26 protein-coding genes are annotated in these 26,466 nt (G+C 39.4%); 14 read left to right on the top strand and 12 right to left on the bottom strand.

Going from position 1 to position 26,466, the window contains the following annotated elements:
• Positions 1-28: 28 nt before the first annotated feature.
• A complete protein-coding gene (gene cmk / locus ABXZ32_RS12185; protein WP_354618955.1) occupies positions 29-721 on the bottom strand; it encodes a (d)CMP kinase in 693 nt (230 codons plus the stop codon).
• Between the two features lie 114 nt (positions 722-835).
• The gene (lon, locus tag ABXZ32_RS12180; RefSeq protein ID WP_354618954.1) at positions 836-3,289 is read right to left on the bottom strand and encodes an endopeptidase La; all 2,454 of its coding nucleotides are present in this window, start codon (positions 3,287-3,289) and stop codon (positions 836-838) included.
• A 216-nt stretch (positions 3,290-3,505) separates the two neighbouring features.
• Here lon and ABXZ32_RS12175 point away from each other — a divergent pair, with 216 nt between their 5' ends.
• The 4 genes from ABXZ32_RS12175 to ABXZ32_RS12160 are packed head-to-tail and all read left to right on the top strand — an operon-like array spanning position 3,506 to position 6,464.
• Complete coding sequence (locus ABXZ32_RS12175) at positions 3,506-4,063, top strand: RNA polymerase sigma factor (RefSeq protein WP_354618953.1); 558 nt, start codon at positions 3,506-3,508, stop codon at positions 4,061-4,063.
• Positions 4,064-4,065: 2 nt separating this feature from the next.
• The gene (locus tag ABXZ32_RS12170) at positions 4,066-4,617 is read left to right on the top strand and encodes a hypothetical protein (protein WP_354618952.1); all 552 of its coding nucleotides are present in this window, start codon (positions 4,066-4,068) and stop codon (positions 4,615-4,617) included.
• Between the two features lie 11 nt (positions 4,618-4,628).
• Positions 4,629-5,720: a hypothetical protein gene (locus ABXZ32_RS12165; protein ID WP_354618951.1), complete on the top strand. Its 1,092-nt coding sequence runs from the start codon at positions 4,629-4,631 to the stop codon at positions 5,718-5,720.
• A gap of 18 nt (positions 5,721-5,738) precedes the next feature.
• Complete coding sequence (locus tag ABXZ32_RS12160; protein ID WP_354618950.1) at positions 5,739-6,464, top strand: head GIN domain-containing protein; 726 nt, start codon at positions 5,739-5,741, stop codon at positions 6,462-6,464.
• A 47-nt stretch (positions 6,465-6,511) separates the two neighbouring features.
• Here the strand turns inward: ABXZ32_RS12160 and ABXZ32_RS12155 are convergent, their stop codons facing one another.
• From ABXZ32_RS12155 to glgB, 4 genes are all read right to left on the bottom strand, one after another.
• Positions 6,512-7,831, bottom strand: coding sequence for an MFS transporter (locus ABXZ32_RS12155; RefSeq protein WP_354618949.1), 1,320 nt, complete (start codon positions 7,829-7,831; stop codon positions 6,512-6,514).
• Positions 7,832-7,909: 78 nt separating this feature from the next.
• Positions 7,910-8,719, bottom strand: coding sequence for a M48 family metallopeptidase (locus ABXZ32_RS12150; protein WP_354618948.1), 810 nt, complete (start codon positions 8,717-8,719; stop codon positions 7,910-7,912).
• Positions 8,720-8,758: 39 nt separating this feature from the next.
• A complete protein-coding gene (locus tag ABXZ32_RS12145) occupies positions 8,759-11,158 on the bottom strand; it encodes a glycoside hydrolase family 31 protein (protein WP_354618947.1) in 2,400 nt (799 codons plus the stop codon).
• A gap of 100 nt (positions 11,159-11,258) precedes the next feature.
• Complete coding sequence (glgB, locus tag ABXZ32_RS12140) at positions 11,259-13,154, bottom strand: 1,4-alpha-glucan branching protein GlgB (protein ID WP_354618946.1); 1,896 nt, start codon at positions 13,152-13,154, stop codon at positions 11,259-11,261.
• Positions 13,155-13,338: 184 nt separating this feature from the next.
• Between glgB and ABXZ32_RS12135 the strand changes: the two genes are divergently transcribed.
• From ABXZ32_RS12135 to ABXZ32_RS12115, 5 genes are all read left to right on the top strand, one after another.
• On the top strand, positions 13,339-13,893 hold the full coding sequence (locus tag ABXZ32_RS12135; protein ID WP_354618945.1) for a collagen-like triple helix repeat-containing protein: 555 nt from the start codon (positions 13,339-13,341) through the stop codon (positions 13,891-13,893).
• Between the two features lie 172 nt (positions 13,894-14,065).
• Complete coding sequence (gene msrB / locus ABXZ32_RS12130; RefSeq protein WP_354618944.1) at positions 14,066-14,557, top strand: peptide-methionine (R)-S-oxide reductase MsrB; 492 nt, start codon at positions 14,066-14,068, stop codon at positions 14,555-14,557.
• 103 nt (positions 14,558-14,660) lie between these two features.
• The gene (gene msrB / locus ABXZ32_RS12125; protein ID WP_354618943.1) at positions 14,661-15,065 is read left to right on the top strand and encodes a peptide-methionine (R)-S-oxide reductase MsrB; all 405 of its coding nucleotides are present in this window, start codon (positions 14,661-14,663) and stop codon (positions 15,063-15,065) included.
• Between the two features lie 252 nt (positions 15,066-15,317).
• A complete protein-coding gene (gene lpdA / locus ABXZ32_RS12120; protein WP_354618942.1) occupies positions 15,318-16,709 on the top strand; it encodes a dihydrolipoyl dehydrogenase in 1,392 nt (463 codons plus the stop codon).
• Positions 16,710-16,792: 83 nt separating this feature from the next.
• Positions 16,793-17,074, top strand: coding sequence for a DUF3817 domain-containing protein (locus ABXZ32_RS12115; protein WP_354618941.1), 282 nt, complete (start codon positions 16,793-16,795; stop codon positions 17,072-17,074).
• On the opposite strand, the gene aroQ is transcribed toward ABXZ32_RS12115, so the two are convergent.
• Together aroQ and ABXZ32_RS12105 are read right to left on the bottom strand one after the other, a co-directional pair.
• A complete protein-coding gene (aroQ, locus tag ABXZ32_RS12110) occupies positions 17,066-17,485 on the bottom strand; it encodes a type II 3-dehydroquinate dehydratase (protein ID WP_354618940.1) in 420 nt (139 codons plus the stop codon). The genes ABXZ32_RS12115 and aroQ overlap by 9 nt on opposite strands.
• 379 nt (positions 17,486-17,864) lie before the next feature.
• A complete protein-coding gene (locus ABXZ32_RS12105; RefSeq protein WP_354618939.1) occupies positions 17,865-18,398 on the bottom strand; it encodes a DUF3575 domain-containing protein in 534 nt (177 codons plus the stop codon).
• Positions 18,399-18,567: 169 nt separating this feature from the next.
• Between ABXZ32_RS12105 and xerD the strand changes: the two genes are divergently transcribed.
• Entirely contained in the window at positions 18,568-19,506 is a 939-nt protein-coding gene (gene xerD, locus ABXZ32_RS12100) for a site-specific tyrosine recombinase XerD (RefSeq protein ID WP_354618938.1), read from the top strand.
• 16 nt (positions 19,507-19,522) lie between these two features.
• Here xerD and ABXZ32_RS12095 read toward each other — a convergent pair whose 3' ends face one another.
• On the bottom strand, positions 19,523-20,815 hold the full coding sequence (locus ABXZ32_RS12095; RefSeq protein ID WP_354619072.1) for an NAD(P)/FAD-dependent oxidoreductase: 1,293 nt from the start codon (positions 20,813-20,815) through the stop codon (positions 19,523-19,525).
• A 103-nt stretch (positions 20,816-20,918) separates the two neighbouring features.
• On the opposite strand from ABXZ32_RS12095, the gene ABXZ32_RS12090 reads away from it, so the two are divergent.
• The 3 genes from ABXZ32_RS12090 (at position 20,919) to ABXZ32_RS12080 (ending at position 23,599) form a co-directional block, all read left to right on the top strand.
• On the top strand, positions 20,919-22,346 hold the full coding sequence (locus ABXZ32_RS12090; RefSeq protein WP_354618937.1) for an amidohydrolase: 1,428 nt from the start codon (positions 20,919-20,921) through the stop codon (positions 22,344-22,346).
• 109 nt (positions 22,347-22,455) lie between these two features.
• Positions 22,456-22,950 carry an RNA polymerase sigma factor gene (locus ABXZ32_RS12085; protein WP_354618936.1) on the top strand — a complete coding sequence of 165 codons (495 nt, stop codon included), beginning with the start codon at positions 22,456-22,458 and terminating at the stop codon, positions 22,948-22,950.
• 1 nt (position 22,951) lies between these two features.
• Entirely contained in the window at positions 22,952-23,599 is a 648-nt protein-coding gene (locus ABXZ32_RS12080) for a hypothetical protein (RefSeq protein WP_354618935.1), read from the top strand.
• On the opposite strand, the gene ABXZ32_RS12075 is transcribed toward ABXZ32_RS12080, so the two are convergent.
• The gene (locus ABXZ32_RS12075; RefSeq protein ID WP_354618934.1) at positions 23,596-24,399 is read right to left on the bottom strand and encodes a lysophospholipid acyltransferase family protein; all 804 of its coding nucleotides are present in this window, start codon (positions 24,397-24,399) and stop codon (positions 23,596-23,598) included. The two genes, ABXZ32_RS12080 and ABXZ32_RS12075, sit on opposite strands and share 4 nt — an antisense overlap.
• 38 nt (positions 24,400-24,437) lie before the next feature.
• Positions 24,438-25,079: an NUDIX hydrolase gene (locus tag ABXZ32_RS12070; protein ID WP_354618933.1), complete on the bottom strand. Its 642-nt coding sequence runs from the start codon at positions 25,077-25,079 to the stop codon at positions 24,438-24,440.
• Here ABXZ32_RS12070 and ABXZ32_RS12065 point away from each other — a divergent pair.
• Complete coding sequence (locus ABXZ32_RS12065; protein ID WP_354618932.1) at positions 25,078-25,791, top strand: peptidylprolyl isomerase; 714 nt, start codon at positions 25,078-25,080, stop codon at positions 25,789-25,791. The genes ABXZ32_RS12070 and ABXZ32_RS12065 overlap by 2 nt on opposite strands.
• On the opposite strand, the gene ABXZ32_RS12060 is transcribed toward ABXZ32_RS12065, so the two are convergent.
• A complete protein-coding gene (locus tag ABXZ32_RS12060; RefSeq protein WP_354618931.1) occupies positions 25,784-26,392 on the bottom strand; it encodes a trimeric intracellular cation channel family protein in 609 nt (202 codons plus the stop codon). The two genes, ABXZ32_RS12065 and ABXZ32_RS12060, sit on opposite strands and share 8 nt — an antisense overlap.
• Positions 26,393-26,466 lie beyond the last annotated feature (74 nt).

Here is a 26,466-nt window from a genome sequence, read left to right as displayed (position 1 = left end):
AGTAAAAGGGCCGAAATTCGGCCCTTTTTTATTGTTTCTCTATTACGCGAAGGGAATGATTATATATCCTATCAAACTGCTCCTCCATGCCCATATCGCTATTATCAAATTCAATGGCATCCTCTGCCCTTCTGAGGGGGGAAAACTCCCTATGTGAATCCACATAATCCCTATTTTGGATGTTCTTTAATACCTCTTTATAGGTCACCTTATCTCCTTTGTCCAATAATTCCTTATATCTTCTATAGGCCCTTGTTTCAGGGGAAGCTGTCATGAAAATTTTCAGTTCGGCATCTGGGAACACAACGGTTCCAATATCCCTTCCGTCCATCACAATTCCTTTCTCCTTACCCATTTCTTTCTGCATATCCACCAACTTATGCCTTACCTCCTCGATGGTGGCTACCCTGCTCACTTGGTTGGAAACTTCTATGCTCCTAATTTCCTTTTCTACATTTTCACCATTGAGGTACATTTCCGCAAAACCTAGTTGCTCGTTAAAAACAAACTTAAGCTTCGCTTTTGGCAATAATTTTATCAAGGCATTAATATTTTCCTTTTCCACCCCAACAAATTTATTGCGCATGGCAAATAGGGTGATGGCCCTGTACATGGCTCCGGTATCTACATATATATATCCCAAAGCCTTTGCAAGCTGTTTGGCTAGAGTACTTTTTCCGGTTGAAGAAAAGCCATCAATGGCTATGGTTATTTTTTGCATTGGTCAAAAATACTTAGAATTCAATAATTTATTTAACATTCTACATGAAAAAAGGACAATGGTTCCAGTTTTCCCAGAACCATCATCCTTTTTATCTAATACTCAGGCCTTGGTTTAAAGACTTTTGGCATTCTTAACCTTATCATCCGTTATGGCCAAATCGATCACTTCGCTCATGTCCGTTACATAATGGAATTCCAAACCTTTTAAATACTCAGCTTTTATTTCCAGAATGTCCTTTCTATTGTCCTCACATAAGATGATTTCCTTGATCTTAGCCCGTTTAGCAGCTAAAATCTTTTCTTTGATACCACCAACCGGAAGCACTTTACCCCTTAAGGTAATCTCCCCTGTCATAGCCAGACTCTTTTTCACCTTTTTCTGCGTAAATAACGATACTAAAGAGGTCAACATTGTAACACCGGCACTAGGGCCATCTTTTGGAGTAGCCCCTTCAGGCACGTGGATATGAACATTATACTTATCGAAAACTTCAGAGTCTATTCCAAAACTATCGGCGTTGGACTTGATATATTCCATGGCGATGGTAGCGGACTCTTTCATGACTTTTCCTAGGTTCCCTGTAATGTTCAAGGTCCCTTTACCTTTGGATAAAATGGATTCTATAAACAGGATATCCCCACCTACACTCGTCCATGCCAACCCGGTAACTACACCGGCCACATCATTGCTTTCGTATTTATCCCTTTCCATTCTGGCAGGTCCCAATACCTTTTCTATGTCTTCATTGGTCATTTTTAAATTGTACTCCTCCTCCATTGCGATGGACTTGGCAGCGTGACGTACCATTTTAGCTACTTGCTTCTCCAGGGCACGTACTCCCGATTCCCGGGTGTAACCTTCCACTATTTTTTCCAATTGCGGCTTGGCAATCTTTAAATGTTTATCTGTAAGTCCGTGCTCCTTCAATTGCTTTGGCAAAAGATGCCTTTTTGCAATCTCCACCTTCTCCTCTATGGTGTATCCCGTTACATTAATAATTTCCATACGATCCAATAAAGCGGGTTGTATGCTTGACAAATTATTTGCCGTTGCAATGAACATCACCTTGGAAAGGTCATAGCCCATTTCCAAAAAGTTGTCATGAAAATCATTGTTCTGTTCAGGATCCAATACTTCCAGCATGGCAGAAGATGGATCACCCTGGTGACTGTTGGACAATTTATCTATCTCGTCCAAAATGAACACGGGATTGGATTTACCAGCTTTCTTTAGACTTTGGATAATTCGTCCGGGCATAGCACCAATATAGGTTTTCCTATGACCTCGTATTTCTGCCTCATCCCTTAGTCCGCCAAGGGACATACGAACATATTCCCTTCCAATTGCCTTAGCGATAGACTTGCCCAGGGAGGTTTTACCTACTCCTGGAGGACCGTATAAGCATAAAATCGGAGATTTCATATCGTTTCTAAGCTTCAAAACCGCCAGGTACTCAATAATCCTTCTTTTTACATCTTCCAAACCATAATGGTCCCTATCCAATATTTTTTGTGCTCTTTTTAAATCGAATTTATCCTTTGAAAACTCATTCCAGGGCAATTCCAAGAACAGCTCCAAATAATTTCTTTGGATAGAATATTCGGCTACCTGTGGGTTCATTCGTTGCATCTTGGCCAGCTCCTTGGTGAAGTGCTCAGATACCTTTTTGCCCCATTTTTTTTCTTTTGCCTTTTGGGCCATTTCATCAACTTCCTCCTCATATGAAATACCCCCCAATTCCTCCTGTATGGTCTTCATTTGTTGATGAAGGAAATACTCTTTTTGTTGTTGGTCCAGATCGCTGCGCACCTTACTCTGAATGTCATTCTTCAGCTCCAATTTCTGGAGTTCCACATTCATATACTTCAGGGTAGCCAATGCCCTATCTTGCAAATTTGGGATTTCCAGCAAATCTTGCTTTTCCTTTACTCCAAGATTTAAATTGGAGGACACAAAGTTGATCAAAAACGAATTGCTCTGGATATTCTTGATGGCAAAGGAAGCCTCACTGGGAATATTTGGATTATCCTTGATAATCTTTAATGCCAATTCTTTAATAGATTCTATAATGGCAAGAAATTCCTGACTATCCTCCACAGGTGGCCTTTCCTCCTTGGTCTCCCTGACCGTGGCTGTCATGTATGGCTTCTCTGTGAGCACTTCTGCAATTTCGAAGCGTTTTTTCCCTTGAATGATGACCGTTGTGTTCCCATCGGGCATTTGAAGCACCCTTAAAATTCGTGCTACAGTTCCTAAGGTATTGATATCATTGATTCCAGGGTTCTCTGTTTCCTCATCCTTTTGGGAAACCACACCAATTACTTTTGAACCATTATTGGCATCTTTAATAAGGTTTATGGACTTATCCCTTCCTGCGGTGATAGGAATAACAACCCCTGGGAACAAAACGGTATTGCGCAAAGGCAATATTGGTAAAGTTTCCGGCAAGGCCTCATTGTTGATCTCCTCCTCATCTTCGGGTGTCATTAAAGGAATTAACTCTGAATCCTCATCAATTCCTTGCAGTGACATACTGTCAATATTTAAAAATTTAGATTTACTCATAGCGTTATTTCGGTCATTCTGTCATTTTAAAACAGAAATCTAATTTTAAATTATAATTCATTGGTCTGTAAAAGCCTACAAACCTTAACAAATTTGCGTTTTCAGACCCTTATTCATCCATCTAAAAACAATTGTTATGCCAACAACTGGTTAATTTTTCAAAAAAACTGTAACAATCCTTAAATTGAATCATCTATTAGACAAACGATTCACTTTTTGAGCCACAAAGAAGAACATATTAACGATCTGTTGCAATTATGTAAGGAAGGCAACGCTAGCGCCCAAATGGAAGTATACAATCGCTATTATAAAAGCATGTACAATACTTCCTTGCGGATAGTAAAAGATAGTGCCGAAGCGGAGGATATTATGCAGGAATCGTTTTTGAGTGCTTTTACAAAATTGCACACGTTTAAAGGCGAGGTAACCTTCGGATCTTGGTTAAAGAGAATAGTGGTCAACAACAGTATCCATCACTATCGTAAGCAACAGAAAAAGAACGAAGTAGCACTGGACAATATATTGTACAAGGTCAAAGATGATGATGGTATTGATCCAGATCATGGAGTCACTGAATTGATGGCTCAAAAAGTGATGCAGACCATGAATAAATTGCAGGACAATTACAGAATTGCTTTGACCTTATTTTTAATAGAAGGATATGATTATGAAGAGATAAGTGAAATCATGAAAATAAGTTATGCCAATTGCAGAACTATTATATCTAGGGCAAAAGAGAGTCTTAGAAAAAAATTAACCCCCGTAATACAATAATAATGGACAATTTAGAAACCATATTCAACAATTTAAAAGGCTCTTTCGACAAAGAAGAACCTGCCATTGGTCACGAGGCCAGGTTTTTAAAGAAACTAAACAACCGTAATGAGAGGACTAGAAGAAGCTGGGGCCAAGGAATATGGAAACCACTTCTGATGGCTGCTTCCATAGCTCTGCTAATAGCTATTGGTTTTGGATATTTTATAGAAAAACCTACTACGGACCAACGAATAGCAAAAATTTCCCCAGAGGTCTCCAAAACGGAATTTTATTTTGCCAATTTAATCAATGAGCAGACCAAACTCTTACAAAATGAAAGCTCTCCGGAGACCAAACAAATGGTGGAAGATGCCATGCTCCAATTAAGAAAATTGGAAAAAGATTATAAAAAAATGGAGCAGGATCTTCTCAACGGTGGCAACAGCAAGTTTATTTTAAGCGCTATGGTCACCAATTTCCAAACTAGAATAAGTCTATTGCAAGAGGTCCTTCAACAGATCGAAGAGATTAAAGCCGTTAATGAAAAAGAAAAAACACATACCCTAATTTAAAAAAAAGTAAAATGAAAAAGTTCATCCCAATTACCTGTATTATCTTGTTTTTAGCACTCCCCATGCTATCCCATGCCCATGTGGATCCGTTAAAAGGAAAATACACCAAAGAAAAAACAATCAAAAAAGAATTTAAGGTCAGTGCCAATGCCCTTATGTCCATAGACAACAGTTATGGCAACCTCAACATCACCTCATGGAACGAAAACAGGATCATGATAGAGGTTCGGATCAAGACAAACGGCAACAATGAAGATAAGGTTCAAAAAAAATTGGATGAAATCTCCGTAAATTTTGAAGCAGGCAAGGATATGGTTTCCGCCAAAACAATTTTCAACCAGAACAATAACAATTGGAACTGGAACTGGGGTGGTGGAAATAACGTAAACATGCAGATCGATTATTTTATAAAAGTACCCGTAAAGAACAATGTTCACCTGGATAATGACTACGGTAGCATTATTTTGGATAGGATAGATGGCCATGCAAAGATCAATTGTGATTATGGCAGATTGGAGATTGGGGAATTGAGAGGTAGAAGCAATGAGCTTAATTTTGACTATACCTCCAAAAGTAGTATTGGCTATATCAACAGTGGCAGAATATCAGCAGACTATTCTGGTTTTACTATAGAAAAAGCAGGTGATCTTGTCATTAAAGCTGATTATACCAATTCCACCATTACAAAAATGGACAATCTTGAGTACTCAAGTGATTATGGGTCCATAGACATAGGTGAAGCAAATAATGTGCAAGGAAAGGGAGACTACATCAACGTAAAGTTAGGTGTTATCCACGGAAATTTGGATATCTCCGCGGACTATGGCTCCCTTAGAATCAAGGAATTGGCAGCGGACGCCGGCAATGTGGTGGTCAAATCGAATTATATGGGTATAAATATCGGATATAGCCCCCAATATTATTTTGATTTTGAAATCTCCGCCGAATATGCTGGTGTTAGTGGTAAAGATAATTTTGAGATCAATATCAGTACAGAAAAGTCGAACAAAAAATATTACAAAGGCTATTACGGCAAGAGTAACAGCGGAAATAAGGTTTCCGTAAGTAGCGATTATGGAAGCATATCCTTCAATAAAAATTAATTTAAACTCATTATGACCATGAAAAAAATTCTAATACTAGGTGTATCCATGTTGTGTATGACCTTCACCTATGCCCAATGGGGTAAGAAAATTAAGGGAAATGGAAATATAATTACAGAAAACAGGAATACAGGTTCCTATGACGCCATCTTTATATCCGGATCTTTCGATGTAGAACTGGTTGATGGAAAAGAAGGGGAACTTACCCTAAAAGGGGAAGAAAACCTTTTGGAATATATTGTTACAGAAATAAAGGATGGCAAATTGGTCGTCAAGGTCGAGAAAGGCGTCAATTTAAGTCCGTCTTCCTGGAAGCAGGGGATTTTCATTACCATCCCCGTGGAAAGTGTTGATGCGGTTACCTTATCCGGCTCAGGTGATATTGTAGGAAAGAAAACCATAGCCACCGATAATTTCAAAACCGATATTTCGGGATCTGGAGATATTTCTCTTTCGGTCTCTGCGAATTCTGTAAAGGCCTCAATTTCCGGATCAGGGGATATTACCCTAGCTGGAGAAACAGAAGATTTTGAGGTCAGGGTTTCTGGTTCCGGAGACGTAAATGCCTATGATCTTTCTGCCAAAAACGTAACGGCCAATGTATCCGGTTCTGCAGATATTGAGGTTACTGCCACTGAGATGATACAAGCGAGAGTTTCCGGTTCAGGGGATATTTCCTACCGCGGCAATCCAAAAAAGATAGATACAAAAACCTCAGGTTCTGGAGATATCACCAAAGGGTAAGAAGATTTAGAATTAGCACATAAAAAGTCCTTTTTAAGGGCTTTTTTTTATTTTTTGGATACCCTTGTCAAGAGAAACGCCCCAATAATAAAGAATAGTCCAAGAAAAATGGTGGCATTTCTCATGCTCCCTGTAAGCTGGGCGATAAAGCCATACATAAAGGTTCCTATGACAATACCTATCTTTTCTGAAACATCATAAAAGCTAAAAAACGAGGTGGTATCCTTGGTTTGAGGAATAAATTTGGAATAGGTAGATCTGGATAGGGCCTGAATTCCGCCCATAACAATCCCCACGCACCCTGCAGCAATATAAAAATCCATTGGGGTAATCACAAAGTAGGCATAGATACATATGGCTATCCACAAAATATTGACCACAATCAGGGTTTTTATATTCCCAAAAGCCTTGGAAGCTTTTGCTGTTAGGGTTGCCCCAAAAATAGCAACGATCTGTATCACCAGAATACTGATGATTAGTCCCATGGTACGTTCATTATCTGAGCCCCAACCTATTTCTTCTTCCCCAAAATAAGTAGCGATAAGCATTACAGTCTGTACGGCCATACTGTAAACAAAAAAAGCGCCTAGATACCTTTTTAACCGGACCTCCTTGCCCAGTTGTTTCCAGACACTTTTCAATTCCTTGAAACCATTTAGGAGTACATGCTCTTTTGGACCCTCTCTTTTATTGCCCTTGGGTAAATGGTAAAAAGTATATTGACTAAAAACCATCCACCATATTCCAACAGATAAGAAAGAATACTTCATTGCCTTTATCTCTGCAATTTCCCCGCCATCCGAGGTAATTCCAAAGAATTCGGGTTTCATCACCATGGCTAGATTAAACAACAGTAAGATAACACTCCCTATATACCCCAAGGAAAATCCCTTGGCGCTGATGCGATCCTGTTGTTCTGGAAATGCAATATCCGGCAGGTAGGAGTTGTTAAAGGCAAAACTGACCCAAAAACCTACCAAACCAAAGAAGTAACAAAGCAATCCGAAGTAAATATTTTCCAAAGAGAACCAATAAAGGCCCATACAAGAAATACCTCCCAGATAGCAGAAAAATTTTAGAAATAGCTTTTTGTTTCCTAGATAATCTGCCACTCCTGACAAAAGAGGCGTGATGATGGCAATGAATAAAAAAGCTGCAGAGGTAACATAACTGATCAACGGACCCCTTGCTATTTCCCCTCCAAACAAAACAACCTTTTCTATATTGGCACTACGGAACAAGGCCCCATAAAAAATGGGAAATATAGCGGAGGCTATGACCAGGCTATAGACTGAATTTGCCCAGTCATAAAAAGCCCAGGCATTCAATAATTTCTTACTCCCTTTGACCAAAGTGATACTTCCCATATAAAAAATAAAGCTGCCCTTTGCAGGACAGCTTATCTGTTTTTATTTTATATTATTTTAATAATCCCTTCATATTTTTTACTGAAAAGAGGTAACTCCAAATTTCCTTGCTTCAGCTTCTGCTTCCGGCGCCCAAACGGTTAGGTTGTTGATCCTTGTATCGTTGGAAGGGTGGGTGCTCAAAAACTCTGGCGGTCCCTGTCCACCACTATTGGCTTTCATTCTTTTCCAAAGTTCCGCTGCCTCCTTGGGATCATACCCTGCAATGGCCATGATCTGAAGACCAATCTTATCGGCTTCGGTTTCGTGGCTTCTACTAAAGGGAAGCATTCCTCCCACTGTAGTACCTATCCCATAGGCCTGATTAAAAATAGCAAGGGTGCTTTCATCCTTTATGGCAACATTACCGGCTACCGCCCCTAATTGCTGTAAAGTTCCGGCACTCATACGCTGAGCCCCATGATCTGCCAAGGCGTGGGCAACTTCATGCCCCATAACTACGGCAATACCTGTCTCTCCTTGGCAAATAGGCAATATCCCTGTGTAAAATACAATCTTACCTCCTGGCATGCACCAAGCATTTACCGTCTCATCTTTGACAAGGTTGTACTCCCATTTATAATCTTTTAAATATCCAGGATATCCATTGGCAGTCAACCAACGTTCTGAAGCGGCTGCAATACGTTGCCCCACTTTAGTGATCATTTTGGCATCTGCTGTTCCGGTCACAACTTTATTCTCCTCCAAAAATTGGTCATACTGCGCGAAAGCAGTTGGAAAAACTTGACTATTTGGATAAAAATTCAATGTTCGTTGACCCGTAAAGGGATTCGTTTTACACGCCGAGGCAATTAATAAAAGGGCTGCTACCCATAGTATCTTCTTCATGATATTTGTTCTTTTTAAAAAAATGAAAGTACAAAAATATTATATCCCCGTTAACTCTAATACAGTAAATTCTTTGCTCAAAACGATCGAGTTGCTTCCATTTAATTTTACATCTTCAAATGATACAGTTTCATTGTCCACTTGAATGCTTTTTATTTGAAATGGTAAACCGTGAAACTTCAATTTTATGGTATCATAAGAGGTAATAAATGTCCCATCCTTAAATTGTTGAATAATCAACTGATCATCTTTCCCCCTTAATTTAAAGTTCCTAACACTGTACCTTCCCTTTTTATAATCAAAACCATCCTGACCATCTTCATAAACTGTAGAATCTTCTATTCCCTTCTTAAAATAAACATCCAAGATCAATTCTTTAACTACCAGTTCACCAACATATTGTTGCACGGGGTACTTGGGTATTAGAGCACCTTCTTTAATAAACAGCGGGACCTTATCAATATCGGCCACCACCCATTTTTCCTTACCACCCAATACCATTTCATCAGTCCAAAAATTATACCATTTTCCCTTAGGAATGTACATTCTTCTCCCTTGGGCATTTGGTTCTTGAACGGGACATACCAAGATCTGCTCCCCAAAAATAAACTCATCCGTTCTAAAATGGGTCTGGTGGTCCTCTTGATCAAAATAGACCAGTGACTGTATCATGGGAGTACCTTCTTTACAATACTTCCAGTACATGGTATATAAATACGGTAATAGTTGGTATCTCAATTCGATGAATTTCCTTACGATGTCCGTAACCTCATTATCAAAAGACCAAGGCTCTTGGTCTCCATGATCCCCGCTGGAATGCACCCTGCAAAAAGGATGAAAAACTCCCATTTGAATCCATCGTGCAAATAACTCCCCATTGGGTTGTTCCGCAAAGCCACCAATATCGGACCCAACAAAAGACATCCCGCTCATGCACATCCGTTGTACCTGCACATTGGCAATCCATAAATGCTCCCAAGTTGCCACATTATCCCCTGTCCAGGTAGATGTGTAGCGTTGTGCCCCTGAAAAAGCAGATCTTGTAATTACAAAAGGCCTTTTGGGATAAGTGAATTTTTTTACTCCTTCATAGGTTGCCCTGGCCATTTGGGTGCCATAGACATTATGGGCCTTCCTATGGCTACACGGGTTACCGTCATAGTCATGGCGCACATCCAAAGGAAAAGTTTTGGTTGGCACTTCCATAACCGCTGGTTCGTTCATGTCGTTCCACACCCCTTTGATGCCTATGTCCGCAATTAATTCTTTGTAAAGCCCTGCCCACCATTCGCGAACATCCGGGTTGGTGAAATCTGGAAAATTACATTCGCCTGGCCATACCTTTCCGCGCATATAGGGACCATCCCCTCTTTTGCAGAAATAGTCATTTTCCATTCCTTCTTGGTACACCCAGTAATCCTTGTCCACTTTAATTCCCGGATCTATTATTGCCACGGTCTTAAAGCCCTTATCACTTAATTCCTTTACCATTTTTTTAGGCTCGGGAAAATAATTTTTGTTCCATGTAAAACATCGGAAACCTTCCATATAATCGATATCCAGATAAATGGCATCACAAGGGATTTTAAGGTCCCTGAATTTATTAGCGATCTCCATAACCCTACTTTCCGGAAAGTAGCTCCATTTGGATTGATGAAACCCCAAAACCCATAATGGGGGCAATTCTGGTTTTCCAGTGAGATCTGTATATGCTTTGACTACATTAGTGATTTTTGGTCCATAGAAAAAGTAATAGTTCATCTCCCCTCCATCTGCCCAAAAACTTGTTATATTTCTTCTTTCGTGTGCAAAATCGAAGGTGGTGCCAAAAGAATTATCAAAAAAGACACCATAGGCCTTGTTATTGTGCAGCCCCACGTAAAAAGGAATGGCCTTATATAACGGATCTTGATCTTTTGCAAAGGCATACTGGTCCATCGCCCAATTTGTAACTCTTTTTCCCTTTAAATTGGAATGTGTTGCCTTGTCGCCCAAACCATAGAAACTCTCCGAAGACTGGGTGATTTTACTCATTTTAACGGTATTACCACCATACTCGTAATTCTCCTCCCAGTGAAATCCAAGTTCATCTTCATTAATGATATTGCCTTCCAGATCGGAAATCTGGGTTCTTAAGGTCTGCTTATCCACCAATATTTTCAACTTGGCGGTGATGATCAAAAATTCCGTAGGTGTTTCCTCTACCTCCAGCTCATTGTACCCAGTACTGGCATCTTCGCTAATGGCATAGGAAAAATCGGGTTCAAATATATTTTCCGTGGCATATCTAAAACGTAAAACACTGTCCCTAAGAACGGTGATTTCCAAAATAACGCCATTCTCAGTAGTGAAGGATAACTTATCCCCTTCTCTTTTGCACTCTAAGATATTATTGGGATATAAATTGCCTTTATATTCAAGTTCAGTATTAGTGATCATAGTATGCTGGTTTATTAAACACAAAAAAATACATTAACGATGAATACTAAAGTGATAGTATTACCTGAATGAACTTTTAGTGCCACATAAATTATTTGATTTATTTAAGTATTACTACTCCCAAAGGCGGAATATCCAATTCCATGGATTTTTTATTCCCATGCCATGGGATACTTTCCACTTTGAGCGCTTTATTGTTAGTACTTCCACTGCCGCCGTATTTCTGATCGTCGGTATTAAAAATTTCTTTCAATTTTCCTGTTTTTTCTATCCCTACACGGTAATTAAGCCTTAAAATAGGGGTAAAATTACAGGCTATGATCAGGTCATCTTTTTTATTGACCCCTTTTCGTATAAAGGTAAGAACTGAATTCTCATGGTCGCCATAATCTATCCATTGAAAACCTTCATCCGTAAATTGTTTTTCGTATAAAGCGGGATGATTACGATATAAGGTATTCAGGTCCTTGACCAATTTCTGAATTCCTGAATGAACATCATATTGAAGTAAATGCCAATCCAAACTGGCTTGAAAGTTCCATTCGGACGACTGACCAAATTCGGCTCCCATAAACAAGAGTTTAGCACCGGGATGGGTAAACATATACCCATATAACAGCCGTAAATTTGCAAAACGTTGCCATTCATCACCTGGCATACGGTACAACAAAGACTGTTTGCCGTAAACTACCTCATCGTGTGAAAAGGGAAGCATGAAATTTTCCGTAAAGGTATAAGTCATGCTAAAGGTTATGTCGTTTTGATGATGCCTTCTATGAATCGGGTCATTTTTAAAATATTCCAAGGTATCGTTCATCCAACCCATCATCCATTTCATACCAAATCCCAGCCCTCCAATACTTACCGGACGTGAGACCATTGAAAATGACGTTGATTCCTCGGCTATCATTTGTACCCCATTAAAGTTCAAGTAAACAGCTTCATTGAGCTCCCTTACAAAAGAAATGGCCTCCAAATTTTCATTGTTGCCATATATATTTGGTTCCCACTCCCCTTCTTCCCTGGAATAATCCAGATAAAGCATAGAAGCCACGGCGTCTACACGCAAGGCATCGGCGTGAAACTGGTCTAACCAGAATAAGGCATTGCTAATTAAAAAAGCTCGGACTTCGTTCCTTCCATAGTTAAAGATGAGACTCTTCCAATCTGGATGGTATCCCCTTCTTTTATCGGGGTGTTCAAAAAGATGCGAACCATCGAACATCCCTAATCCATGTGCATCTTCCGGAAAATGGGATGGTACCCAATCCAGAATAACCCCAATGCCATTTTGGTGCAGTTTATCCACCAAAAGTTTAAAGTCTTCTGGGCTTCCAAATCTTGAAGTTGGGGCAAAATATCCAGTTAGCTGATATCCCCAGGAAGGATCATAGGGATATTCCATAATGGGCATAAATTCCACATGGGTAAAATTCATCTCCTTCACGTAGTTGACCAAATCATCGGCCAACTCCTTATAGGTCATAAACGAGTTATCACTTTTACGCTTCCAGGACCCCAAATGCACTTCATATACAGAATGCGGACAATCCAAACCGTTTTTGGTTTCCCTGGTTTCCATCCAATCCTCATCTTTCCAGGTATAGTCCCCTTCCCAAACAACAGAAGCAGTCCTCGGGGGATGTTCGCAGGATCTTGCAAAAGGATCTGCTTTTTCTGTAACCATTCCATCATTATTGGAATGAATCTTATATTTATACAATGTGCCTTTCCCAGTCCCGGGAATAAAACCTTCCCAAATACCACTGCCGTCCCAACGAACATTCAATTTATGGTCCTGTTGCCAATGATTAAAATCCCCCACAACATAAACAGCATTGGCAGAAGGTGCCCAAACAGCAAAATAGGTGCCTTCCACTCCATCGACCTTCATGGGATGGGATCCTAATTTCTCATAAAGTCGGTAATGTTTTCCTGATCTGAATAAATGTATGTCAAAATTAGAAAATAGACTATGAGATAGTACGCCTGGCATGGTTTGGTTATTTATTGCAATATAAAACAAGTTTGCTCATTTCCCTTGAAGGACCATAATTTACAACAACTTTTATATTTTTATTACGTTTATCAAAAAGTGGAACGCTTTTTGAAACCTAGCATAAATGAATACAAAAGAAGGATTAGTCCTTGATAAATATAAAAACTTTAAACCGTATATTATGAAAAAATTCAGTTTAGCATTAGGAACATTTTTTGCCCTTTTTATCATTGCATGTGAAGGTCCGGCAGGACCTCCAGGATTTGATGGCTTTGACGGCCAGGATGGCCTTGACGGGGTTAACGTGGTTGGGCAGGTATTAGAAATTCAAGGCGATTTTACTGCTGGTAACGACTATTCTATATTTTATGAATTTCCCCAAACCGTAGAAGTTTTTGAATCGGATATCGTATTGGTCTTCATATTATGGGACCAAACAGAGGACAGTAATGGTGAAGCTGTAGATATTTGGAGATTACTGCCACAAACCAGAATATTGAACCAAGGGATTCTACAATACAATTATGACCATACCTTTTTGGATGTAAGTATTTTCTTGGAATCCGATTTTGATTTGGGCACCTTGGCCCCAGGTGATACGGATGATCAGGTCTTTAGAATTGCAATTATGCCTGCTGATTTTGCCAGTGGTAAATTGGACAGATCCAATATAGCATCTGTGATGCAAACTTTAGGAGTTACAGAAAAAGATATCCAAAGAGTCATAGTGGATTAAAAGTCACAATAATATTTCAATAAAAACCCCAATTCTTCAAAAGAATTGGGGTTTTTGCTTTCCAAAATAACCAACTTAATAAAACCTTAACGCAGTTATTCCCGTAGGTACTTTAAATTTGAAAGGAAATAAGAAGATTTCCGTCTAAAAAAGAAACCCAAAAAATTGTACAATGTTCAAGAATATAGTTCTAATTTTCTGTATCATCCTAACAGGATGTAATGGAAATTCACAAGAAAAAAAACAAGCTACTAACACCACTACTGCAAAATATACCATTGAAAAATCCAAGGAAGAATGGAAAAAGGAGCTTACGGATATGCAGTACTATGTGCTCAGGGAAGCCGGCACCGAAAGAGCTTTTACAAGTGATCTGCTAAAGGAAAAAAGAAAAGGGACTTATGTATGTGCCGCATGTGGAACCGCATTGTTCAAATCCGAGCATAAATTTGATTCAGGAACCGGTTGGCCAAGTTTTGACAGAGCCATCGAAGGCAATGTTGCCTATGATGTGGATTATAAAATTGGCTATAAACGCACCGAAGAGCACTGTGCTGTATGCGGAGGTCATTTAGGACATGTATTTGAAGACGGTCCACGAGAAACAACTGGTGAAAGACACTGTATTAATGGTGCTGCCATGAAATTTGTCCCAGCTAAGTAGTTGATGGTTCATGGCATGAAAGAAAATTCGTGTCGAACAAGCTTCATTCACGGCCAATAAGTAACTATTTAATGAATTTATTGCGATCCTAAATTAGAAAGACATGGATAAAAAATATAGCGTAGAGAAATCGGAAGCAGAGTGGAAATCCCAATTGACGGATGAGGAATATAGAATCTTACGTAAAAAAGGAACGGAATACCCACACACCGGAAAGTACAATATCCATTCCGAGGATGGATCCTACCATTGCAGAGCTTGCGACGCCAAACTGTTTGAAAGTGAGCATAAATTTGACAGTGGTTGTGGTTGGCCATCTTTTGACCAAGCAGTTGAGGGAGCCATTGAATATATCCGCGACAACACCCATGGCATGATCCGGACCGAAACGGTCTGTGCCAATTGTGGCGGTCATTTGGGACACGTTTTTGACGATGGCCCTCGGGATACAACCGGTCAACGCTACTGTATCAACTCTGTAAGCATTGATTTTGATCCCGAAAAATAATTGTCCGAATTAAAAAGCAATTGGTAACATTAGGTTGCCACTAAATATCAAAAAATCGCTCTTCCTCCATGGATCGGGCGGTTTTTTTTATCTTGCTTCTAGACAAAAAGATTGGTTTTATCATGGTAAATTAACACATGGCGATGAATACGTTAAACGGCCCACTTATTTTTAAAACCCTGCTATGGGGTTTAGGTTTGGTTTTGTAACTTTGACACTTCAAAAAATAGACACTTTAATACATATATATAAATGAGCAATTTCGATGTTATTGTTTTAGGTAGTGGTCCAGGTGGTTACGTAACTGCCATTAGAGCTTCACAATTAGGATTCAAAACCGCTGTAATTGAAAAAGAAAATCTAGGTGGTGTTTGTTTAAACTGGGGCTGTATCCCAACCAAAGCATTGTTAAAATCTGCTCAGGTATTTGAATATTTGAAGCATGCGGGAGATTATGGACTTACCGTTGACGGATTCGATAAAGATTTCGATGCAGTCGTTAAACGTAGTCGTAACGTAGCCGATGGGATGAGCAAAGGGGTTCAATTCCTTATGAAGAAAAACAAAATTGAGGTCATTGACGGATTTGGTAAATTGATGCCTGGAAAAAAGGTGATGGTTACAGATGCCAATGGGAAGGAAACTGAATACAGCGCCAATAATATTATTATCGCTACTGGAGCACGTAGTAGGGAATTGCCTAGTTTGCCACAAGATGGTAAGAAAATCATTGGATACAGAAAAGCCATGACCCTGGACAAGCAACCTAAGAAAATGGTTGTTGTTGGGAGTGGAGCTATAGGAATAGAATTTGCATACTTCTATAATTCAATGGGCACAGAGGTGACCGTTGTGGAATTTTTACCGAACGTTGTTCCTGTAGAAGATGAGGATATCTCTAAACAATTGGAGCGCACCTTCAAAAAATCTGGCATAAAAATTATGACCTCTTCTGAAGTGACCAAGGTTGATACTTCCGGAGAAGGCGTTAAGGTGACCGTTAAGACAAGTAAAGGAGAAGAAATAATTGAAGCGGATATCGTTCTTTCTGCAGTAGGTATCAAATCCAATATTGAAAACATTGGATTGGAAGAGGTAGGAATTGCCGTTGACCGTGATAAGATTCTTGTTAACGATTACTACCAGACGAATATCCCAGGCTATTACGCTATTGGAGATGTAACCCCTGGGCAGGCTCTGGCTCACGTTGCCTCAGCTGAAGGAATACTTTGTGTGGAAAAACTTGCAGGAATGCATGTAGAGCCGTTGGATTATGGCAATATCCCAGGATGTACGTATTGTACTCCGGAAATAGCCTCAGTTGGACTTACAGAGAAACAAGCTAAGGAAAAAGGGTACGAACTTAAAGTTGGTAAATTCCCATTCTCTGCGAGTGGTAAGGCCAAAGCATCCGGGACGCCAGATGGTTTTGTTAAAGTAATTTTTGATGCCAAGTACGGCGAATGGTTAGGTTGCCATATGATTGGAGCCGGAGTTACCGATATGATTGCAGAGGCAGTAGTGGCCCGCAAATTGGAAACTACTGGTCATGAGATCTTAAAAGCAGTTCACCCACACCCAACAATGAGTGAAGCGGTTATGGAAGCTGTTGCCGATGCCTATGGCGAGGTAATTCACCTATAATAATTTTTTATAAAAGGATTACAGAGGTCTAGGATTTCTTGGACATTTGTAATCCTTTTATCTTTTTAATATACGATTAAGGGATGTTGAAAATTTTTAGATTGATTGCCATTTTGGAAGGAGTATCTTTCCTTCTGTTATTTGGATTGGGAATGCCTTTAAAATATAAAGGCGGAATTCCGGAACCCAATATATATATTGGCTATGCCCATGGATTTCTTTTTATCGGATACGTAGTCCTTGCCCTCTTATTGACTATAGAAAAGAAATGGGGCCTTAAAAAGTTCATCATACTTTTCTCTGCCTCCTTACTCCCATTTGGAACATTTTATATAGACAAGAAGTATTTAAAACATTCAGCTTAGGTAGCTCTGAATGGCCAGGTCATAACTTTGTAGACCAAAGCCAAGGATAACGCCTTTGGCTACAGGCGAAATATAGGATATGTGCCTAAATTCTTCTCTTGCAAACGTATTACTGATATGCACCTCAACCACTGGGGTTTTGATACCCTTAATAGCATCTCCTATGCCTATGGAAGTATGGGTATAGGCACCAGCATTTAAAATTATACCATTATAGTCAGCAAATCCACAATCGTGTAATTTATTGATGATCTCGCCTTCTATATTGGTTTGAAAATACTCTAATTGCACTTCTTTATATTTGAACTGCAATTCCGTAAAAAAATCTTCAAAAGTAGCACTGCCGTAAATTTCGGGCTCCCTTTTTCCTAAAAGGTTGAGATTTGGTCCGTTGATAATAATAATTTTCATAGGCTAAATGTAACAAATTGTCGCCCATAAAAAAAGAGAACCATAAGGTATCCCTTTACAATTATATGGATTGAAAATATTATAAATTATAAGCTGCCCTAATAGTCCAATAATTACCTCTAAACACAACTCCTTATGTACCGGTGTTTTAGATATTGATATGGCGGAATCTGCCAACTGTGAAGGACTAGTTTTTAGCCCAAATAAAATTGTATAGATAGAGCTCCCAACAAATAGATTAATTTCTCATTTTTGTATTCTTAATAACTCCTTTTAAGGAATTTCAATAAATGAAGAAAGTATTTCATGGCCGAATATAAAAAAGAAAAACGGAGACCATAGTGTCTCCGTTCCTTATAACAATATCAAATAGAATCTCTTACCAAGCGTAACCAAGCGATAATCCTAATTTTGGCAATATCCCATCAATGGTTACCCCTGAAATATCTCCACTTGTTTTTGCAGAAACATATTGAGCTCCGAAATTTAAGTCTAAAGCAAAACCACTATCTCCACCACCAAATACCCATTGGTAGCCAGCTACTGCACCTCCAGCAACCCAAGACAATTTACCTTCACTATCTCCTGATGTAGCCTTGGCACTGTTGAATCCAACAGTTGGGGCCGCATACCATCCCCTAATGCCCTGTTGGGTGGAAGAGAAGTAAAATTTATACTTTCCTTCGGCACCGAAACCGGTAGCCTTGGTATCTTCAGAATCAACAGTTGCACTTACACTTGCATAGGCCAAAGACACTTCAATAGATGTTTTCTCGGTAACGGCACGCTCATATCCAAATTGTGCTGTTCCAAAGATCAGACCAAGTGGATTTGCCTTTACGGCATTATCCTGGGCATTCACATTTCCGACATAGGCAACTAAGGCCAATACTGCAATACATACTTTTTTCATGTAAAAAAATTTAGGTTGTTTTTAACTTGGTGCGAACCTAAACCATGATGATTGTTTTCTATATTTATTGTTGTCAATAGACAATTTTTGTTGGTAAAATATATCCTTTTTGTGGTTTTAATTATAGAGGGGGTTATTTAAGGCAAAATCATAGTTGTATCTTTATCCTATGAATTGGCAACAAGGGCTCAAAGATTATCAAGATTACCTCAAAATAGAGCGGGGACTTTCCAAGAATTCCATCCATAATTATACCTTGGATGTTGAAAAACTAATCCTTTTCCTCAATTCCAATACCATCCAAGAAAATCCCATTGGAATTGGCAGGGAAACCGTACAACAGTTTATTTATGAAATCGCCAAAGTCGTCAATCCCCGATCCCAGGCTAGAATCATATCCGGTTTAAAGAGTTTTTTTAATTTTTTGATTTTTGAGGATTACCGAAGTGATAATCCCATGGATTTAATAGAATCCCCCAAAGTAGGTCGCAAGCTCCCTGACACGCTTTCGGAAGATGAGATCAATAATCTTATTGCGGCTATAGATCTTTCAAAAGACGAAGGGGAACGCAATAGAGCTATTTTGGAAACCCTTTATGGGTGTGGGTTACGGGTCTCGGAATTGGTAAGCCTACAGATTTCCGATCTGTATTTTGAGGAGGACTTTATAAAGGTTACCGGCAAAGGAGACAAACAACGTTTTGTTCCCATCAGTAACATCAATAAAAAATATATCGATATCTACAAGAATGAAAAAAGGGTTCATCTTAAGATTCAAAAAGGCCATGAAGATATCCTTTTTCTCAACCGTAGGGGCAAGCAACTGACAAGGGCCATGGTATTTACCATCATTAAACAATTGGCAGAAAAAATAGAACTGAACAAAACCATTAGTCCTCATACCTTTAGGCATTCCTTTGCATCACATTTATTGGGTAACGGTGCCGACCTAAGGGCCATCCAGCAGATGTTGGGTCATGAGAGCATTACTACAACAGAAATCTATGTGCATTTAGACAGGACTAAACTTTCCGAGGTCCTCAACGAATACCATCCAAGAAAAGATAAAGAAGAAGATAAAGAAGAGAAAAACATTAACCTCAATTGAAAGTCTTAATCTCTTACTAATCCTTAAACCTGGTGTAATCCTTATTGTACGGTCTTATAATAAGTCGGGCTTCCCGATCAAAACGAATGTAATTGTACACCCAATTCACGAAAACCACTATTCTATTTCTAAATCCTATTAAAAAGAAAAGATGTACAAACATCCAAACATACCAGGCAAATATTCCTTGGAACTTGTAATTTTTAAGGTCAACCACGGCCTTGTTCCGCCCTACCGTGGCCATACTGCCCTTATCTTTATATTGAAATGGTGTCAATGGCTGGTTCTCTAAAAGTTTAATTAGATTATTTCCAAGATTTGCACCTTGCTGCATAGCTGGTTGCGCCATCATAGGATGACCAATGGGAAATTCCGGGGTTACCATACAGGCAATATCACCAATGGCAAAAACATCTTCTACACCTTCAACTTGGTTGAACTGATTTACTTTTAACCGGTTTCCGGGAACGGTCAACTCGCTGGCATCCATCCCCTTGATCAAAGCCCCTTTTACACCTGCCGCCCAAACAAGGGTTGCCGTTTCAAATACAACATTGGTCATGGTGGTGGCCAGTTTCCCATCATAATTGGTGATGCGGGTCTCCTTCCATACCTGAACTCCCAAACCTTCCAAAAATTCCTCCGCCTTTTCTGAGGCCTTTTCGCTCATTTCCTTTAAAATCCGGGGACCTGACTGCACCAGATGGATCTGTGCCCTGCGGGTATCCAAATCTGGATAATCCTTGGGAAGGATTCCTTTTTTTATTTCTGCAAGAGCACCAGCTAGTTCTACCCCTGTTGGTCCCCCACCTACGATCACAAAATTCATAAGAGCGTCCCTTTCATGAATATCATCGGTCAATAAGGCTTGTTCAAAATTTTCTAGTATGAGACTCCTAAGGTTAAGGGATTGGATGATGGACTTCATGGCCATGCTGTGTTTTTCCAATTCCACATTACCATAAAAATTAGTTTCCGAACCGGTGGCCATTACCAAATAGTCATATTTAAGACTTCCTATGTTGGTGATAATATTTTTTTCTGTAGTATCAATTTCCTTTACTTCGGCAAGCCTAAAAATAAAATTGGGATAGTTTTGCAATATCTTACGAATGGGATATGCAATGGAGTCAGGCTCCAACCCTCCTGTTGATACCTGGTAGAGCAAGGGTTGAAAAGTGTGGTAATTATGTTTGTCCAACAGCACTACCTGCACATCTTTATTGCTCAATTTTCTAGCCAAGGATACTCCAGCAAAACCTCCGCCTATGATTACTATGCGTGGAAAACTGGTCCTTGAAATGTTCATATCACAAATCATAGGCCTAAATTAAACATTCAAACGTTTCTCACCCTATTCCATATGTAGTTTTTATTATATTTATCCAAACCTTGAACAAACCTTTCCTATTATGAGAAAATTATTTTGCAGCTTGGTATTGACAAGCCTTTTTTCTTTCATGGGCCATGCCCAGAAAACCACCCAGGACATTTTAAAGAACTTGGACAAGAAAAGTGAAACCTATGGCAACATTGCCCAGAATATCTGGGAATTTGCAGAAATGGGCTATTTAGAGGAGCAAAGTTCTGCTTTATTGCAAAAGACATTGAGCGATGAGGGCTTCTCCATAAATACGGGGGTTGCAGGAATTCCTACCGCTTTCATAGCTGAGTATGGCAATGGTGGGCCGATCATAGCCATCCTTGGTGAATTTGATGCCTTACCTGGTCTATCCCAACAGGCGGTTCCAGAAAAACTTTCAGCGGACAAAGAAGCTGGACATGCATGCGGGCATCATTTGTTCGGCACGGCCTCTACAGCGGCCGCTATAGCAGTGAAAGAGTGGATGCTAGCCAACAAGGTCAAAGGAACCATTAGATTTTATGGTTGCCCAGCGGAAGAAGGGGGATCAGGAAAGGTATATATGGTAAGGGAAGGTTTATTTAATGATGTAGATGTTGCCTTACATTGGCATCCGGGAGCAGAAAATGAAGCAAGTGCCGGTGCTGCCCTAGCCAACAAATCGGCAAAATTCAGGTTCCATGGAATTTCTGCCCATGCTGCCGGAGCTCCGGAAAAAGGTCGGTCCGCCTTGGATGGCGTGGAGGCAATGGATATGATGGTGAATATGATGCGGGAGCATATCCCATCTGAAGCACGTATCCATTATGTGATTACCCAAGGAGGAAAAGCTCCTAATGTGGTACCAGATTTTGCGGAAGTGTACTATTATGCCAGACATGGTCAAAGGGATGTGGTTATTGATATATTTGATAGAATTGTAAAAGCTGCGGAAGGTGCAGCCCTAGGTACGGGAACCACTATGGATTATGAGATGATTGGCGGGACGCATGAGCTATTGCCCAACCTAACCCTCCAAAAATTGATGTACGACAACCTGGTGAAGGTTGGCGGTGTAACCTATTCACCGGAGGAAAAGGAATTTGCGGATAAAATTGCCGTAAGCCTAGGATATGAGAAAGCGAACCTGGACCTTGCCAAAAATATTGAACCCTATAAAACAGAAGCTAAAGCCTATGGCTCTACAGATGTTGGCGATGTAAGCTTTACCGTGCCAACAGTAGGATTGGGCACTGCAACCTGGGTTCCCGGAACCCCTGCTCACAGCTGGCAAGCAGTAGCAGCAGGCGGAACTACAATTGGCAAAAAAGGAATGATGGTAGCGGCAAAAACCTTGACGCTTACAGCCATCGATATCTTTAAGAGCAAGGACATTATAATGAAGGCCCAACAAGAACTGATAGAAAGACGGGGAAAGGACTTTAAATATATTCCGTTACTAGGTGATAGGGCTCCTGCCTTGGACTACAGAAAGTAAAGGACAACAACCAAACACAAACCGATGATATTTTTATTGTCGGTTTTTTTGTTTAGCCCTGTAACAAAAAACGACTTCTTCATACCAATAGACAACCGACCATTAGAAAGTGACTAAGGACCAGGAACATCAATTTGTAAGCGAATTAGAAAACAATCAGAACATTGTTCATAAGGTATGCTCATTGTATACCAATGACCGGGATTCCCACAAAGACCTTTTTCAGGAAATTACCATCCAATTATGGAGGGCTTATCCAAAATTTAGGGGTGATTCAAAATTTAGTACTTGGATGTACCGGGTAGCTTTGAACACTGCTATTACACTATATCGTAAATCGAAAAAAAGCATAAAAACACAAGATTATGAATCGGTCATTTTTAAAATTAAAGCCGATGAGTATGATGAAACACAGGAACAACAATTAAAATTGATGTACAATGCCGTTAAGGAGTTGGGAGATATAGATAAAGCATTAGTGTTCCTATACTTGGAAGATAAAAATTATACTGAAATAGCCGAAACCTTAGGTATTTCAGAAGTAAATGCGAGGGTGAAGATGAACAGGGTAAAAAATAAATTAAGAACCATACTTAATCCTTAAGATGATGATGGATGAACTGGAGCTATTAAAAAAGGACTGGCAAAAAAAGGAAGGACACCTTCCCAAAGTATCCTATGCGGAAATCTATAAGATGATATGGAAAAAATCCTCTTCCATTGTGAAATGGATTTTTTATATCAGTATTCTGGAATTTGTATTCTGGACTGCCATTAATGTCGTATTTACCGATGGGGAATCGTGGGAGATGATCAAATCATGGCATATTTATGAATTTACGATAATCTTGATGGTGTTGAATTATATCATCCTACTTTATTTCATTTATAAGTTCTATGTGAATTATAGGAAGATATCCTTTACAGATTCATCAAAAGACCTCATGCAAGCCATTCTAAAGGTCAAAAGAACGGTGACCCAATATGTCTGGTTCAATTTAATTATGTTTTCCATCTCTTTGATCTCCGGGATTTATGGAAGTCTCAGATACGGCCCCGATAGTGATAAGATTATCAATGCGGCATCTGAAGCAGGTAATGAAACCATTTTCTGGACCATCATTGTTGGAGTCTGTATATTTGCCGTAGCTATTTTACTAGGAGTAATCTGGCTCTTTTACAAAGTACTCTATGGGCTCCTTTTAACTAGACTGCGAAAAAATTATAACGAACTGAGAGAGTTGGAAGTCTAGGGCTTCCACTTTCGTTGCTTATTCTCCTCTTCGTAAGCCAAAAGATCTGCCTTGGATATCACTTTAAGAAAGGATGGATGCTGTTCAATTGCATATTCCAACTTTTCAATGATAGACTCAAAGGATTCATTTTCATAATCAATTTCCAACGGCTCTTTGATCACAATGGATTGAAGAATTCCCTTTTTCTTAACGCGCAATCCCTTTTTATCAAAAGAACGTCTAAAACCATCAATTACTACCGGAACAACAATTGGCCTGTATTTTTTAATAATATGCGCGGTACCCTTGCGCAACGGTTTCCATGGCGTAGTGGTCCCTTGTGGAAAGGTAATGACCCACCCATCGTTCAAGGCAACCCCAATATTGGAAATATCGCTCATTTTTACCTGCCTATTCACATCTTTACCTTCTGCCCTCCAAGTACGTTCTATACTAATGGAACCGGCATAGGCGAAAATTTTGGTAAGTAAACTTTTCTTCATTGTTTCTGCAGCCGCAATGTAGTACATGTTCAATTTTGGCTGCCATATATATCCTATGTTCTTAATAGTGTTCTCCCTGCCGCTTAAGCTTGCATTGAAAACATGGAACATGGCCACCACATCCGCAAAATAGGTTTGATGATTGCTCACAAAAAGCACATTGCGCTCTGGAAGGCTTCTAATAATCTCAGAACCCTCAATTTCCAACTTATTAAATTTCTTGTACCTCTGGTGCGTAATAACCGCCATGATGCGTATTAGCCATTTCTTTAAAAATAAAATATGTCCGAAGGGGTTTCTTTTAAAAAGGGTCATAATTAGTGGTTAGAAATTCAAAATTACAAAATAAGGCATTATAGTACCTGTTTAAAAAGCTCTTTAACTTCACTCAACATCATGGCGGTTGCCCCCCAAACCGTATAACCATTTAATTTAAAGGCAGGTACGTCAATATTCTGTGCATAGGATGTGGTCAATTTTTGATAAATGATGGTCCTATCATCCATAAATTCATCTAAAGAAACCTCCACCAAAGCCTCTACTTCACTTTCTTGGATTTTAAAAGGAGTGACTTCAGGATACAATCCTACATAAGGATGCACAATAAAATTACTTGGAGGGATATACAGTTCCGTTAAAGAACGAATGACTTGTACCTTCTTCGGAGCCACTCCCACTTCTTCATAGGTCTCCCTTAAGGCCGTATGCAAAAGATCCTTATCCTCTTTTTCTACCTTGCCTCCAGGAAAGCCAATTTGATTGGAATGGACACCTTTATACGATTTTCTTAAAATTAGCAGTAAATTAGTACTAGAACTTTGATTGGGATAAAAAAGAGCCATTACCGCCGCTTTTTTGGCATTTTTTCTTTTTAATTCTATAGATTGCAAGGTATTGATCCGCTCCAACGGTGCCATTTTAAAATGGGATTCCGTTCCCGGAAGTGGGAGATTTTTTATTTTTGAGATACGCTGAGAAAAATCATTAAAATCCATGACACTTAAAACATTCACATTCTATACAATAGTACCATTATTTCTTTTGGCTTCTTGCAAAGATACGACCAATGCAAAAAAAGCACCAGTACAACCTCAAAAAACCATTGTTACCGATACTGTTGCTGAAAGCAGGAAAATTGAAGAGGAGAAAGAGGAATTTGTACTTACAGAGGAGAATGCCATAGAATTCTTTTTTAACTACAACAAGACACTAAAGGAGGACACAGTTAAATTATCCACTAATTTTGGCGACATCACCATTGAACTTTTCGATGATGTGCCCTACCATAAAGCAAACTTCATCTACTTGACCAAAAAAGGATATTTCAACGACACTTTCTTCCATAGGATCGTGAAAAATTTCATCATACAAGGTGGCAATGCCGATAATGTTGAAACTGGCAGAAAAAGGGGCCAAATTGGAAGATACCTATTGCCTCCAGATACCAGAAAAGGGCACAAACATCACCGTGGAACTGTATCCATGCCAAGTAGTGAAATAGATAATCCACATATGTTGGCATCTCCATTCGAATTTTTTATTGTAGTGACCAAACCAGGTTCCTATCACTTGGACGGGGATTATACTCCTTTTGGAAAAGTCATAGCAGGGATGGATGTGGTGGATAAAATAAACAGTCAACCTGTAGGCCAAGGTGATTGGCCCCTACAAAACATTTATATCCTAAATGCCGAAGTTATTAAGTAGTCTTATAAATACTTGGTAGCGCGATCTTAAAACGGACAGCTATTAATCGGATCCCGATTACGATAATAATACCAGCCATAAATGCATAGGCATCGTCGAAAGGTAGTCGCCTCAACAAGAAATATCCTACTCCGCCAAAAATACAGGCCGTGGCATAAATTTCCCTTCTAAAGATTACCGGTATCTCATTACAAAGGATATCTCTAATCACCCCTCCAAAACAAGCGGTAATAGTTCCCAGTCCAATGCACATAATAGAGGACAGACCAACAGCAATCCCTCTTTCTATACCCACCATGGTATACAGGCCAATCCCAATGGTATCGAATAAAAAAAGTGATTTTCTAATATATTTTAAGCGTGCCCTAAAGGCAACAGCAAAGACAACTGTACCAAAAATAGTATAGAGGTACACCGGATCCCTCAACCATAATACTGGGGTATTACCAATTAAAAGGTCCCTAAGGGTACCTCCTCCCACAGAAGTTACAAAGGCGATAATGAAAACCCCAAATAGATCCAACTTCTTATCAATGGCCACTAATACGCCAGAAATAGCGAAGGCGATGGTACCTAAAATATCTATGATGAAATAAAACATGGATTAACGCCTGATTTTCTGGTAAATAGTTCGTTTAATTGTTTTGTGGCCCGTAAAATAAATGGATATGAACC

Origin of the sequence: Sediminicola luteus, from assembly GCF_040566555.1 — a bacterium.
Taxonomy (GTDB): domain Bacteria; phylum Bacteroidota; class Bacteroidia; order Flavobacteriales; family Flavobacteriaceae; genus Sediminicola.
The sequence above is the reverse complement of the archived record's forward strand: the minus strand, read 5'-3'. Positions and strand labels throughout refer to the sequence as shown.

What these genes read in the sequence shown, in the direction of transcription:
- cmk (WP_354618955.1), bottom strand. Translation starts at nt 721, where the DNA reads ATGCAAAAAATAACCATAGCCATTGATGGCTTTTCTTCAACCGGAAAA.
- lon (WP_354618954.1), bottom strand. Translation starts at nt 3,289, where the DNA reads ATGAGTAAATCTAAATTTTTAAATATTGACAGTATGTCACTGCAAGGA.
- ABXZ32_RS12170 (WP_354618952.1), top strand. Translation starts at nt 4,066, where the DNA reads ATGGACAATTTAGAAACCATATTCAACAATTTAAAAGGCTCTTTCGAC.
- ABXZ32_RS12165 (WP_354618951.1), top strand. Translation starts at nt 4,629, where the DNA reads ATGAAAAAGTTCATCCCAATTACCTGTATTATCTTGTTTTTAGCACTC.
- ABXZ32_RS12160 (WP_354618950.1), top strand. Translation starts at nt 5,739, where the DNA reads ATGAAAAAAATTCTAATACTAGGTGTATCCATGTTGTGTATGACCTTC.
- ABXZ32_RS12155 (WP_354618949.1), bottom strand. Translation starts at nt 7,831, where the DNA reads ATGGGAAGTATCACTTTGGTCAAAGGGAGTAAGAAATTATTGAATGCC.
- ABXZ32_RS12150 (WP_354618948.1), bottom strand. Translation starts at nt 8,719, where the DNA reads ATGAAGAAGATACTATGGGTAGCAGCCCTTTTATTAATTGCCTCGGCG.
- ABXZ32_RS12145 (WP_354618947.1), bottom strand. Translation starts at nt 11,158, where the DNA reads ATGATCACTAATACTGAACTTGAATATAAAGGCAATTTATATCCCAAT.
- glgB (WP_354618946.1), bottom strand. Translation starts at nt 13,154, where the DNA reads ATGCCAGGCGTACTATCTCATAGTCTATTTTCTAATTTTGACATACAT.
- ABXZ32_RS12135 (WP_354618945.1), top strand. Translation starts at nt 13,339, where the DNA reads ATGAAAAAATTCAGTTTAGCATTAGGAACATTTTTTGCCCTTTTTATC.
- msrB (WP_354618944.1), top strand. Translation starts at nt 14,066, where the DNA reads ATGTTCAAGAATATAGTTCTAATTTTCTGTATCATCCTAACAGGATGT.
- msrB (WP_354618943.1), top strand. Translation starts at nt 14,661, where the DNA reads ATGGATAAAAAATATAGCGTAGAGAAATCGGAAGCAGAGTGGAAATCC.
- lpdA (WP_354618942.1), top strand. Translation starts at nt 15,318, where the DNA reads ATGAGCAATTTCGATGTTATTGTTTTAGGTAGTGGTCCAGGTGGTTAC.
- ABXZ32_RS12115 (WP_354618941.1), top strand. Translation starts at nt 16,793, where the DNA reads ATGTTGAAAATTTTTAGATTGATTGCCATTTTGGAAGGAGTATCTTTC.
- aroQ (WP_354618940.1), bottom strand. Translation starts at nt 17,485, where the DNA reads ATGAAAATTATTATTATCAACGGACCAAATCTCAACCTTTTAGGAAAA.
- ABXZ32_RS12105 (WP_354618939.1), bottom strand. Translation starts at nt 18,398, where the DNA reads ATGAAAAAAGTATGTATTGCAGTATTGGCCTTAGTTGCCTATGTCGGA.
- xerD (WP_354618938.1), top strand. Translation starts at nt 18,568, where the DNA reads ATGAATTGGCAACAAGGGCTCAAAGATTATCAAGATTACCTCAAAATA.
- ABXZ32_RS12095 (WP_354619072.1), bottom strand. Translation starts at nt 20,815, where the DNA reads ATGAACATTTCAAGGACCAGTTTTCCACGCATAGTAATCATAGGCGGA.
- ABXZ32_RS12090 (WP_354618937.1), top strand. Translation starts at nt 20,919, where the DNA reads ATGAGAAAATTATTTTGCAGCTTGGTATTGACAAGCCTTTTTTCTTTC.
- ABXZ32_RS12080 (WP_354618935.1), top strand. Translation starts at nt 22,952, where the DNA reads ATGATGATGGATGAACTGGAGCTATTAAAAAAGGACTGGCAAAAAAAG.
- ABXZ32_RS12075 (WP_354618934.1), bottom strand. Translation starts at nt 24,399, where the DNA reads ATGACCCTTTTTAAAAGAAACCCCTTCGGACATATTTTATTTTTAAAG.
- ABXZ32_RS12065 (WP_354618932.1), top strand. Translation starts at nt 25,078, where the DNA reads ATGACACTTAAAACATTCACATTCTATACAATAGTACCATTATTTCTT.
- ABXZ32_RS12070 (WP_354618933.1), bottom strand. Translation starts at nt 25,079, where the DNA reads ATGGATTTTAATGATTTTTCTCAGCGTATCTCAAAAATAAAAAATCTC.
- ABXZ32_RS12060 (WP_354618931.1), bottom strand. Translation starts at nt 26,392, where the DNA reads ATGTTTTATTTCATCATAGATATTTTAGGTACCATCGCCTTCGCTATT.